The organism is Lachnospiraceae bacterium JLR.KK008 (genome assembly GCA_037015955.1).
Lineage (GTDB): Bacteria > Bacillota > Clostridia > Lachnospirales > Lachnospiraceae > VSOB01.
Genome location: CP143548.1, coordinates 1,791,247 through 1,803,383, shown reverse-complemented (window position 1 = coordinate 1,803,383; position 12,137 = coordinate 1,791,247). Strand labels below are relative to the sequence as shown.

Genomic DNA, 12,137 nt, shown 5'->3' with positions numbered 1-12,137 from the left:
TGCAGCATCAAAAGGGCTTGCTGAAAGAAGCGGAAGAGACGTCCCGCACAGAAAGCGTCTGGAAAGTCAGCTTTCTATAAAAACAGGGAAACACAAAATATCATACTGTTGCAGGATAGAAAAAATTGTGGTAATATCAAATTTAGGTTTAATTAAACAGGAGGAAATGTATGGCACAGCTTTGGGGCGGACGCTTTACGGGAGAGACAGACCGGCTTGTCTATCAGTTTAATGCGTCCATATCGTTTGATCGGAAATTGTTTTTACAGGATATTGAAGGAAGCATCGCCCATGTGATCATGCTGGCGAAGCAGAATATACTGACGCAGGAAGAGAAAGATGCCATTGTCAAGGGGCTGACGCAGATTCGGGAAGAGGTGGAGGGCGGACAGCTTGTGATCACGGACGAATTTGAGGATATTCACAGCTTTGTGGAGGCCAGTCTGATCGATAAGATCGGTGATACCGGCAAGAAACTGCATACCGGCAGGAGCAGGAACGATCAGGTGGCACTGGACATGAGACTGTATACAAGAACAGTGGTACTGGAGTCGGAGCATCTGCTGAAAGAACTGCTCGGCACACTGCTCTCAATGATGGAAGAGCATCTGGATACTTATATGCCGGGATTTACGCATTTGCAGAAAGCGCAGCCAATTACGCTGGCCCATCATCTGGGCGCTTATTTTGAGATGTTCAAACGGGATCTTCTGCGTATGAAAGACATATACAGGCGCATGAACTATTGCCCGCTCGGCAGCGGTGCGCTGGCGGGGACGACATACCCGCTTGACCGCGGATATACGGCTTCTCTGCTTGGATTCGAAGGGCCGACGCTGAACAGTATGGATTCTGTGGCCGACAGAGACTATCTGATCGAATATCTGGCGGCTGCGGCTACGATTATGATGCATCTGAGTCGTTTCTGTGAAGAGATTATCATCTGGAACAGCAACGAATATCAGTTCGTGGAGATCGACGATGCGTATTCCACAGGCAGCAGTATCATGCCTCAGAAAAAAAATCCGGACATCGCGGAACTCGTCAGAGGAAAGACAGGCCGGGTCTATGGGGCGCTGATGTCGCTGCTGACGATGATGAAGGGAATTCCGCTGGCATACAATAAAGATATGCAGGAGGATAAGGAACTGGCGTTTGATGCCATGGAGACAGTAAAAAGTTCACTGACGCTGTTTCAGGGGATGCTGAAGACGATGCGTTTTCACACAGATGTGATGGCGGCGAGCGCTGTCAACGGGTTTACGAATGCCACCGATGCGGCAGATTACCTCGTTGGTAAGGGAGTGCCGTTTCGGGATGCGCATGGGATCATCGGCAGGCTGGTCTTATACTGTATCGATAAAAACACGAGCATTGATGCACTGACAATAGAAGAACTGCAGTCAGTCAGCCCGGTATTTGAGACCGATATTTATGACGCTATCAGTCTGAAGACCTGTGTGGAGAGACGTCTGACAGTCGGCGCGCCGGGGCAGCAGGCGATGCAGCAGGCAATCGCAGTCGGCAGGAAGTTTCTGGAAGAGGAATGTAACGTAAGAGGAGAATATTATAGTTTCAGAGGAGAGGAATAAGATGAGCGATAAGTTAAGAGTTGGTATTTTAGGCGGTACAGGTATGGTAGGGCAGAGATTTGTCTCTTTGCTGGCAGATCATCCGTGGTTTGAGGTGACGACGATTGCGGCCAGTCCCCGTTCCGCGGGAAAGACTTATCAGGAGGCGGTAGGCAGCAGATGGAAAATGGATACGCCGATGCCGGAGGCGGCCGCAAAGATCGTCGTGATGAATGTGAATGAAGTGGAGCGGGTGGCAGAGCAGGTTGACTTTGTTTTCAGCGCCGTGGATATGACAAAAGATGAGATCAAAAAGATTGAGGAGGATTATGCAAAAACAGAGACTCCGGTCGTCTCCAACAACAGTGCCCACCGGTGGACTCCGGATGTACCAATGATGATTCCGGAGATCAATGCGGACCATATGGAAGTGATCGAATCTCAGAGAAAGAGACTCGGTACGAAGAGAGGGTTTATTGCGGTGAAACCGAATTGTTCCATTCAGAGCTATGCGCCGGCTCTGGCGGCGTGGAAAGAATTCGAGCCCTATGAGGTGGTGGCCACGACTTATCAGGCGATCTCCGGGGCAGGAAAAACGTTTCAGGACTGGCCGGAGATGGTGGGTAATATTATTCCCTATATCGGTGGCGAGGAAGAGAAATCAGAAAAAGAGCCGCTGCGCGTGCTCGGTACCGTGGAGGACGGCGTCGTGAAACCGGCATCCCTTCCTCTGATTACTTGTCAGTGTATTCGTGTACCGGTACTGAACGGGCATACGGCGGCTGCGTTTGTGAAATTCAGAAAAAAGCCCACGAAAGAGCAGTTAATCGAAAAACTGACAGCTTACCGGGGACTCCCTCAGGAGCAGGCACTTCCGAGTGCGCCGAAGCAATTTATTCAATATATGGAGGAGGACAACAGGCCGCAGGTAACGCTCGATGTGCATTTTGAGCAGGGGATGGGCATTTCAATCGGACGTCTGCGGGAAGATACGGTCTATGACTGGAAATTTGTAGGACTTTCTCACAATACGGTGAGAGGAGCGGCCGGAGGCAGTGTGCTCTGCGCCGAAATGTTGAAGGCATCAGGATATATTACAAAAAAGCAGTAACCGGTAAATGAGAGGGAAAGATGGTAATAGCAGGAGGAATGTAACCTGTGGATGAATTACAATATCAAATCGATCTGTTAAAAGCGATGAACCAGAAATTAAACAGTGAATGTAGTATGTACCGGATGATGATAGACACATCGAGCAATGCGTTTCTCTACTGTTCTTATGAGGACGATTGCTGTTTGACAGTGGGAAACTGGGACAGCTTTTTTGATTTTCCGGTCAGGAACCGCGGTGATATTGCCAGACTGTTCTATATTATGAGAGAGGAGGATGTGACCTCTCTCAAAGAAGTGATCCATGTCGAAGAGCGGGGCGGTTCCGATGCCTGTGGAGAATTTTGCCGCAGTGACAGAGAACAGTGGATGGAATGCAAGGTAAAGGTAGTCCGGGATGCACATGGCAGGCCGAAAGAAAAACTGCTCCGATTCCGGGACATTACAAGGTATAAAAAGCAGAAGGATGATCTCGATTATCTGGCATATTATGACAGTCTGACCGGTTTGTTCAACCGAAACCATTTTATCAAGAGGCTGATGGACTGGATCGAAAAGGCCAGTGTGGAAAAGACGATTATCAGTGTCGCCTTTATCAATATTAATAATTTCCGGAAGATCAACGACGGGATCGGTATGTTGGCAGGAGATGAGATGATCATGCAGTTCGGGCAGTTTCTGCAGGGGCTGTGTACGGATGAAACGATTATGTGTGCTCATCTCAATGCGGACGTCTATTGTATGGCGATATATGATCCGCTTGGCGAACGGACGATGGAACGGATTTATCAACAGATTCATGAGCGGCTGCAGGAGCCGTTCGTGCTTATGGGCAATGAAATATCGGTCACGGTCAGTGTCGGTGTGGCCGAATATCCGGAAGCGGCGGAAAATGCACTGGAATTGATCGAGCGTGCGGAAATCGTCATGTTTAAGGTAAAGCAGAACAATCAAAGCGGCATCCGCTATTTTGATGCACCGGTGATTCATGATTTTATACAAAATGCGCGCATCGAACATAAACTGAGAGGGGCGGCTTTCGAAAAAGAATTTTTACTGTATTTCCAGCCACAGTATGATACAAGAAAGAAACAGCTTCGGGGCGTGGAAGCGCTCATCCGCTGGCGGGATGAAGAAGGGCAGATTATCAGTCCGGGAGAATTTATTCCGATCGCTGAGAAAAGCAGTCTGATCATCAACATCGGCGAATGGGTCGTGGAAAAAGCAGTTTCCACTCTTGCACAGTGGAAGAAAAAATTTGGAGTCAGCCTGACGATGTCCGTGAATATCTCGGCGATCCATTTCATTCAGGATGGGTTTGCCAGACGGCTGATTCAGCTCGTTAAGCAGTATGAGGTGTCTCCGAAAGAGATCGAGCTGGAGATCACAGAGACGATATTAGTGAAAGATTTTGCGCGCATGACGAAGAAGCTGGAGCTTTTGCGCCAGTATGGCATCCAGACAGCGATCGACGATTTCGGAACAGGTTATTCTTCCTTTTCTTACTTACGGAGTCTGCCGATCCATGCGATCAAGATCGATAAATCGTTTGTTGACTCTATGCTGAAGGACAAAACAGGGAATATTATCGTTGAGTCAATCGTAAATATGGTAAACAAACTGGGCTATGAGACGATCGCGGAAGGTGTGGAAAAACAGGAGCAGTTTGATTATCTGAAGGAGATCGGCTGTGAGTATATCCAGGGATTTCTGCTTGGGAAACCGATGCCGGGGGAACAGATCGAAGAATTACTGGAAAGACAGATATGGGAGTAGCAGGTGAGGCCATGGCAGAAATAGAAGGAACCGAACTGCAGTATCTGAATCGTTATTATGAGGCGGACGGCAGTCAGTTAATTGTTTTATACGGACAAAAAAATATCGGTATGGCAGAGCTGCTCAGGGCGTTCTGCCAGGGAAAACCCCAGTCGTTTTATCGGGCGCGCCCCTGTTCGGAAAGAGAGCAGCGCTATCTGTGGGGAAATGAACTGAAAGAGGAAGGCGCCACGCTCGAAGAGTATCCGTCGTTTTCAGAGCTGTTTGACTCTATGATCCGAAGACGGACGGAAAAGAAAGTGATCGTGATCGAGGAGTTTCATAATATTGTCAGACAGAGCCAGGAATTTATGCAGTCAGTGACTCAGTTCCTCCACAATGAGTGGAACAATCAGCAGGTGATGGTATTGCTTTGCTCGACTTACATCGGCTGGATCGAAAACAGCATGATCGAGAAAATCGGGGAAGCCGCTTACGAGATCTCAGGATTTGTGAAGATGAAGGAGAAGCGGTTCTTTGATATGGTGCGTCGTTTTACGGATAATACGAGGCAGCAGCAGATCGAGACGTATGCGGTTCTTGGTGGATTCCCCGGTCTTTGGGAGCATTTTGAGGAAGGACTGCCTTTAAGGGATAATATATGCCGTTATATTTTGCGAAGAGGCTGTTTCCTGCATGAGGAGGCGCTGAGGATGGTAGCGGAAGAACTGCGGGAAACCTATGTGTATCATGCGATACTGACTGCTCTTGCCTCGGGAAAGCAAAAGCTGAATGATCTGTATCTTCACACAGGATTTTCCCGTGCCAAGATCAGTGTATATTTGAAAAATCTGATGGAACTGGAGATTGTGGAAAAAGTATTTTCTTATGATACGGAAGGGCGCGAGAACGCACAGAAAGGAGTGTACCGGATCTGTAATCAGTTCGTACATTTTTATTTCCGTTATCTGTATCCGCATATGAGCCGGTTGGATATGCTGGATGAGGAGACCTATTATGATATTTACATAGAACCCGACTTGCGAAATTTCACGGCTTCCGTTTTCGGACAGGTGTGCAGGGAATATATGGAATATCTGAATCTGCGGGGCGAGCTGCCCTTTGTCTACACAAAAACGGGGGAATGGGTCGGAAAAGTAGGAAATATTGACATCATTGCCCAGGACGAAGAGGGACATACGCTGATCGGACTGTGCAACTGGGAGACATCGGTGATGCCTTATGAAGACTATGAATGGCTGGCATTTTGTGCCAGAAAGGCTAAATTATCGGCGGACCACGTCTATCTGTTTTCCGCGTACCGTTTTGATGAAAAGCTCATACAGGAGGCAGAGATGCGGGATGATCTTCATCTGATTGATTTGGATACATTTTGAGGACTAAAATGGGAAAAAATTTATTTATCGCGGAAAAGCCCAGTGTAGCGAGAGAATTTGCCAAAGCCCTTGGATACCGGATGGCCAGTAAAAACGGCTATATGGAGTCTGAAGAGGCAGTAATTACCTGGTGTGTGGGGCATCTGGTGACGATGAGTTATCCTGACAAATATGATGAAAAGTACCGTCGCTGGTCGTTCGACACGCTGCCGTTTATTCCCGGGGAATTTCGGTATGAAGTGATAGAGAGTGTGAAAAAGCAGTTTGCCATCGTCAGCAGCCTCTTAAAGCGAAGCGACATTGCAATCATCTATGTCTGTACTGACTCCGGAAGAGAGGGAGAATATATTTACCGGCTTGTGGAGCGGCAGGCAGGCGTCACCGGCAAGCAGCGTCGGCGTGTGTGGATTGATTCGCAGACGGAGGAAGAGATCCTGCGGGGCATTCAGGAGGCGAAAGATCTCTCTGACTATGATAATCTCTGTGAAGCGGCATATTTGCGGGCCAAGGAAGATTATCTGATGGGCATCAATTTTTCCAGAGCGCTGACGCTGAAATTTGGAAACTCTGTGAAAGATTATCTGAAGGTCGACCGGGCAGTCGTGGCGGTAGGGCGTGTCATGACCTGTGTACTTGGCATGGTAGTCCAAAGAGAACGGGAGATCAGAGCCTTTGTCAAGACACCATTTTATCGGGTGATCGGCAATTTCTGTCTGACAGACCGGGAGGTGGAAGGCGAATGGCGTGCCGCTTCCGGAAGCCTTTATGAGAACTCTCCGTTATTATATAAAGACAATGGCTTTCGGGAAAAGGAGAAGGCGCAGGAGCTGACAGATTATCTGCTGAAGGAACCGCGGGAAGATGCGGTTGTGGAGAAGGTTGAGAAAAAGAAGGAGACGAAGAATCCACCGCTGCTCTATAATCTGGCGGAACTGCAAAACGATTGTTCCCGCCTCTTTAAGATCAGCCCTGACGAGACACTGCGGATTGTCCAGGAATTGTATGAGAAAAAACTGACGACTTACCCGAGAACGGATGCCAGAGTCCTCTCGTCTGCAGTGGCAAAAGAGATTGAAAAAAATATCAGAGGATTAAGCCGCTATCAGACAACAGTGCAGTTTGCGGAGGAAGTGCTTCGGAAAAAAATGTACCGCGGACTGGAGAAGACAAGGTATGTGAATGACAAGCAGATCACCGATCACTATGCGATTATTCCGACCGGTCAGGGGATCGGGAACCTGCAGGGAATTGCTCCGACAGCGGCCCGTGTCTATGAGCTGATCGTCAGACGGTTTCTCAGTATTTTTTATCCGGCTGCCGTATACCGGAAGATCACATTGACTTTGTCAGTGAAAAATGAAAGATTTTTTACGAATCTTAAAATACAGGAAGAAAAAGGCTATCTGAGTGTCGCACAGCTCTCATTTCAGAAAAAGAAAGACGAAAAGGAAAAGAAAAATGACAGCGATGACGAGGCGCAGCAGTCAGGCGATTTGGATGATGCCGGGCTGGCTGGCGTGTTGGCTGCGCTGAAAAAGGGGATGCGGATTCCGCTGCGCAGCCAGGAGCCCTTTGTTATTAAGGAAGGGGAGACCTCTCCGCCCAAACGTTATAATTCCGGCACGCTGATTCTGACGATGGAAAATGCCGGTCAGTTTATCGAGGATGAAGAACTGCGGGCACAGATCAAAGGAAGCGGCATCGGTACTTCTGCAACCCGGGCAGAAATCCTCAAAAAACTGGTAACGATCAAGTATCTGGCTTTGAATAAAAAGACACAGATCATCACACCAACGCTGTTGGGGGAGATGATTTATGAGATCGTGGACTATTCGATCAGGCCGTTGCTCAATCCTGCTCTGACTGCGAGCTGGGAGAAAGGCCTGACACAGGTGGCTGCGGGGACAATAACCGGGGAAGAATATATGGGAAAGCTCAGCGATTTCGTATCGAGAAGGACGGCTCTCGTGAGACAGTGTGACAGTGGACGCGGGCTGTATGGCAGGTACGATATGGCGGCAAAAAATTATAAGGGGTGATAGAGCATGGAATATCTGAATATTTTAAACTTGTATAATCTGGAGGAAACGATCGCAAGAGAGATTTTTGAAGGGGTTGTCTATCCGTGGGAGGTGTTGCCAAAGATTGGTGATTTTATCGTCAGGCTGGGGAATACCCTTCCGGAGGACAGATTTGAAAAAAGAGGGGACAATATATGGATTGCCAGATCGGCCAAAGTTTATCCGTCAGCCTGTATTAATGGACCGGCGATTATCGATGAGGAGGCGGAAGTCCGGCACTGTGCATTTATCCGCGGCAACGCGATAGTCGGCCGGGGAGCGGTCGTCGGTAATTCGACGGAACTGAAAAATGTGATCCTTTTCAATAAAGTGCAGGTGCCACACTATAATTATGTGGGGGACAGCATTTTAGGATTTCAGGCGCACATGGGGGCCGGTTCCATTACGTCGAATGTCAAGAGCGACAAAACGCTTGTCGTTGTAAAATCGGAGAAAGGAAATATTGAAACTGGGTTGAAAAAGTTTGGCGCGATGCTCGGCGACCATGTGGAGGTAGGTTGTAACAGCGTGCTCAATCCGGGCAGTATAGTTGGCAGAGAGACGAATATTTATCCGCTTTCAAGGGTAAGAGGGTATGTTCCAGAGAAAAGTATTTTTAAAGATGCTGGAAATATTGTAAAGAAGGAAGTATAATAATCGTATATGGTATCACTACGAAGGGGAAGAGGGCGTTATGGCGAAAAAGCTGGATCATGAATCAATACATGATATGTTGGAAAATATGCTGACAGGGGTGGCATTTCTTGCATTCGATGAAGAACGGATGGAACTCCTCTATATGAACAACGGAGGATTCCGGATGCTCGGGTATACGCCGGAGCTGGGAATGAAGTATGTGAACAATCTGCTTTCCGTAATATTAGAGGAAGATAAACCGAAATTCTGGCAGGCGCTGGAAGATATACTGAAAGACGATGGCGCTGTGGACACGGAGTTCCGTACGGTCACGGCCTCCGGAAGTCTGCGCTGGCTTCAGGTCCGTGGCAACCTGTATGAGAAGGCTAATGGCAGAGCGATCATTCTGTGCGTATTTATCGATGCCACGGACAGAAAGTTTGTGGAGAACGAGATGCGTATGCAGTCTCAGTGGTACCAGATGCTTGTAGAAACAGAGGGCGAGCTTCTGTTTGATTATAATGCGAAGACGGATGTATTTTCCGTGAAGAAAGCCAGCGAATATGGATTGGAGAACAATCAGATTGTTGACCGGTTTCTTGTGAAGATTCAGGAATATGCGGTTAAGGACCCGGAAGTGAGGAAGCTGAGAGAGGTCATGGAGGAGGCATTGAAGACGCCGCGGTCGGATATTGTAGAGTTACAGCTCAGCTTACAAGACGGCAGAGAAAAACGCTGGTACAGCTTTCATACGTCCAGTATCGCCGGGGTAGACGGATATGTGACGTATGTCGTTGGTAAGATCTCTGATATTCATGAGAAAAAACTGCTTCTGAAGGAACTGCGGGATAAAGAAAAACTCGATGTCCTCACAGGCTGGTACAATGAAGCGGAGACAAGGGCGCAGATCGATCAGATCCTGGAGAAGTCAGGCAAGGACGATGTGCATGCGTTTATGCTTGTGAATATCGGCAATTTGCGTTTTATAGCCGATGCACTGGGTGAAGAAGTCGGCAGAAAAGTGCTGAAGGATGTTGCGGATAAGATAGAGAAGGGGATGGGCCGTGTAGATATTCTCGGACGGGCAAGTGAAGATGAGTTTGTCGTTTTCGTTCCCAATGTCGGCAATGTATCCAATGTAGATGCGATTGCCGCCAAGGTAGCGCACAGCACGGAAGTGACGCTCGGCAGCGGGGAGGACAGCTTTATGCTGGCTGGCAACGTCGGCGTTTCTGTCTGTCCTTATCAGGGAAATACGTGGGCCGAATTGCTTGATAAAGCGGAGAGAGCCGTCAATTCCCAGAAAGAGGATGGTAAAGAAGGGTACCATATTTATGATCTTTCCGGTATTTACAGAAAAGCGATGACGGACAATGAAAAGCCGAACATTAATTTCTATGACGAGATCAGTACCAGCGTCAATCTGGAGGATCTGCTGGAGCAGATTCTGAATGAGAACAGACAGAATATGAATCAGCTGCGGGCAGTGCTGAAGCTGATTATCAGGCATTATGGGTTTCATAAATCCTGTCTGTCACTGGAGGGGATGGATGGAAAGCCAGGTCTGGAATTCCAGTATTGTGACCGCGGGCATGACTGGAGAGGCAGAGCGACAAGCGACGGCAGTGAGTTCAAATGGGTCACATTCCTCAAACAGTTACATATGCTCGATAAATATCGGGTCGTTCACAACTATGATGACATTCCACAGGAATTGTCTTCGCAGATGATACGAAACAAAATCTATACGATGCTCATACAGCCTTTGATGATTGAGGGAGAAGTTGTGGGTGTATTTCTGATCGGTGAATGCAGCGGACGCGAATGGGTATTACAGAGAAACGAACAGAAAGAACTGGCAAGAGTGCTGCAGCTGCTCCAGATGTATGTCCTTCAGTATGAGAGACATCAGCGGGGTAAGAAAATGCTTGACAAGCTGGGCGTTTTTGACAATTTTGACAGTTATGTTATCACGGTGGACAGTGATACTTACGAACTGAACTTTGCCAACCGCAAGCTGCTGGAGGCATTGCCGGATCTGCAGATTGGCGATTACTGTTACCGTGCGTTTGCAGGACAGGATGCGCCGTGTGAAAACTGTGTTATGAAGAAACTGAACAGAAATGACATTCATGCCAAACTGTCGGAAGAGCATTTTAACGGGGCGCTTCGCAGCTGGCTGAAAGTACATGCGTCATGGCTGCAAAACGATGCTGACAGTGCTACCTGTCTTTTGAATTATATGGATATTTCCGAATACTTTATGGGAGGTATGATGGATTCGAAGTCGAGCTTCGACTGGCGGAGGCTGTAAAAATAGCAGTTGCTCCAATTTACAGAAAGAAAACGATCACAAATATGGCGAAAACAGTTGACGGGATGAGCATTTTGGAGTATAGTTATTCCCGTAGTTTAAATATGCGTTGACACACTAAAGCGTCAACGCAGAAGAGAATAGTGAGGAGAGAACGTATGAAAAAGTTATTGGCATTATCTCTTACCGCTGTGATGGTGATCGGGATGGCAACCGGATGTGGTTCCACTGCGGCGCAGGGTGAGGGAAACGAAGCTGTGGCAGAGGAATCAGCGGCGGCAGAATCGGGCGCTGCGGACGCGGCAGAAGGGGCGGCTGCGGAGGATGGCGCTGCAGACGGACAGACCTATAAGATCGGTGTGATCCAGCTTGTGGAACATGCGGCTCTGGATGCGGCAAACGAAGGATTCGTGGCGGCATTAAACGATGCTGGTATCAGTTATGAGATCGATCAGCAGAATGCGCAGAACGATCAGTCGGCATGTCAGACAATCGCGGAGAAGCTCGTAAACGATGGCAACGATCTGATTCTCGCCATTGCAACGCCGGCAGCACAGGCAGTAGCCGGTGCGACGGAAGAGATTCCGGTACTTGTGACCGCGGTGACGGACCCGGCGGACGCGGGGCTGGTTGATTCCAACGAAGCGCCCGGCAAAAACGTATCCGGGACATCGGATCTGACACCGGTAAAAGAGCAGGTTGAGCTGTTGACGAAACTTCTTCCGGAGGCAAAGACAGTGGGCATTCTCTATTGTTCCGCAGAATCCAACTCTGTGTTCCAGGCTGAGATGGCAGAGGCGGCATGTGCGGATGCAGGTCTTACATCGGAAGTGTTTACCGTATCTACTTCCAATGAGATCCAGCAGGTTGTGGAGTCTATGGTCGGCAAGGTGGATGTGATCTATACGCCTACGGACAATACGATTGCGGCAGGTATGGCTACGGTGGCTATGGTTGCCAATGACAATGGGATTCCTACCATTTGCGGAGAAGAGGGAATGGTAGATGCAGGCGGTCTTGCAACATATGGCATTGATTATTATCAGATCGGTTATATGGCAGGTGAGCAGGCAGTGGACATCCTTGTCAATGGTGCAGATATTTCCACAATGCCGATCGGTTATCTGAGCGCTGACAAATGTACGCTGAAGACCAATCAGGAGACAGCGGATACTCTTGGCGTTGACTTATCCGTACTTGACTGATTGTATAAAATTCGATAAGATATGATGGCAGGCTCTCAGATTGAGAGCCTGTTTTCAGTAACAGGTGTCTCACCGGAGACGGAGTTGTT

Annotated in this window: 8 protein-coding genes; all 8 read left to right on the top strand. The window is 48.4% G+C overall.

Annotated elements, in window-relative coordinates; all coding sequences use genetic code 11:
• Positions 1 to 170: 170 nt before the first annotated feature.
• The 8 genes from argH (at position 171) to V1224_09085 (ending at position 12,048) form a co-directional block, all read left to right on the top strand.
• Positions 171 to 1,592 carry an argininosuccinate lyase gene (gene argH, locus V1224_09120; protein ID WWR14666.1) on the top strand — a complete coding sequence of 474 codons (1,422 nt, stop codon included), beginning with the start codon at positions 171 to 173 and terminating at the stop codon, positions 1,590 to 1,592.
• Between the two features lies 1 nt (position 1,593).
• Positions 1,594 to 2,682, top strand: coding sequence for an aspartate-semialdehyde dehydrogenase (gene asd / locus V1224_09115; GenBank protein WWR14665.1), 1,089 nt, complete (start codon positions 1,594 to 1,596; stop codon positions 2,680 to 2,682).
• A 47-nt stretch (positions 2,683 to 2,729) separates the two neighbouring features.
• A complete protein-coding gene (locus V1224_09110; protein WWR14664.1) occupies positions 2,730 to 4,457 on the top strand; it encodes a bifunctional diguanylate cyclase/phosphodiesterase in 1,728 nt (575 codons plus the stop codon).
• Complete coding sequence (locus tag V1224_09105; protein WWR14663.1) at positions 4,448 to 5,833, top strand: DUF234 domain-containing protein; 1,386 nt, start codon at positions 4,448 to 4,450, stop codon at positions 5,831 to 5,833. Before V1224_09110 ends, V1224_09105 begins: the two co-directional genes overlap by 10 nt.
• An 8-nt stretch (positions 5,834 to 5,841) precedes the next feature.
• Positions 5,842 to 7,872: a DNA topoisomerase gene (locus V1224_09100; GenBank protein WWR14662.1), complete on the top strand. Its 2,031-nt coding sequence runs from the start codon at positions 5,842 to 5,844 to the stop codon at positions 7,870 to 7,872.
• Positions 7,873 to 7,878: 6 nt separating this feature from the next.
• Positions 7,879 to 8,547 (top strand): UDP-N-acetylglucosamine pyrophosphorylase, encoded by a 669-nt coding sequence (locus V1224_09095; protein WWR14661.1) that lies wholly within the window; start codon positions 7,879 to 7,881, stop codon positions 8,545 to 8,547.
• 40 nt (positions 8,548 to 8,587) lie between these two features.
• A complete protein-coding gene (locus V1224_09090) occupies positions 8,588 to 10,843 on the top strand; it encodes a diguanylate cyclase (protein WWR14660.1) in 2,256 nt (751 codons plus the stop codon).
• 158 nt (positions 10,844 to 11,001) lie between these two features.
• Positions 11,002 to 12,048 (top strand): ABC transporter substrate-binding protein, encoded by a 1,047-nt coding sequence (locus V1224_09085; protein WWR14659.1) that lies wholly within the window; start codon positions 11,002 to 11,004, stop codon positions 12,046 to 12,048.
• Positions 12,049 to 12,137 lie beyond the last annotated feature (89 nt).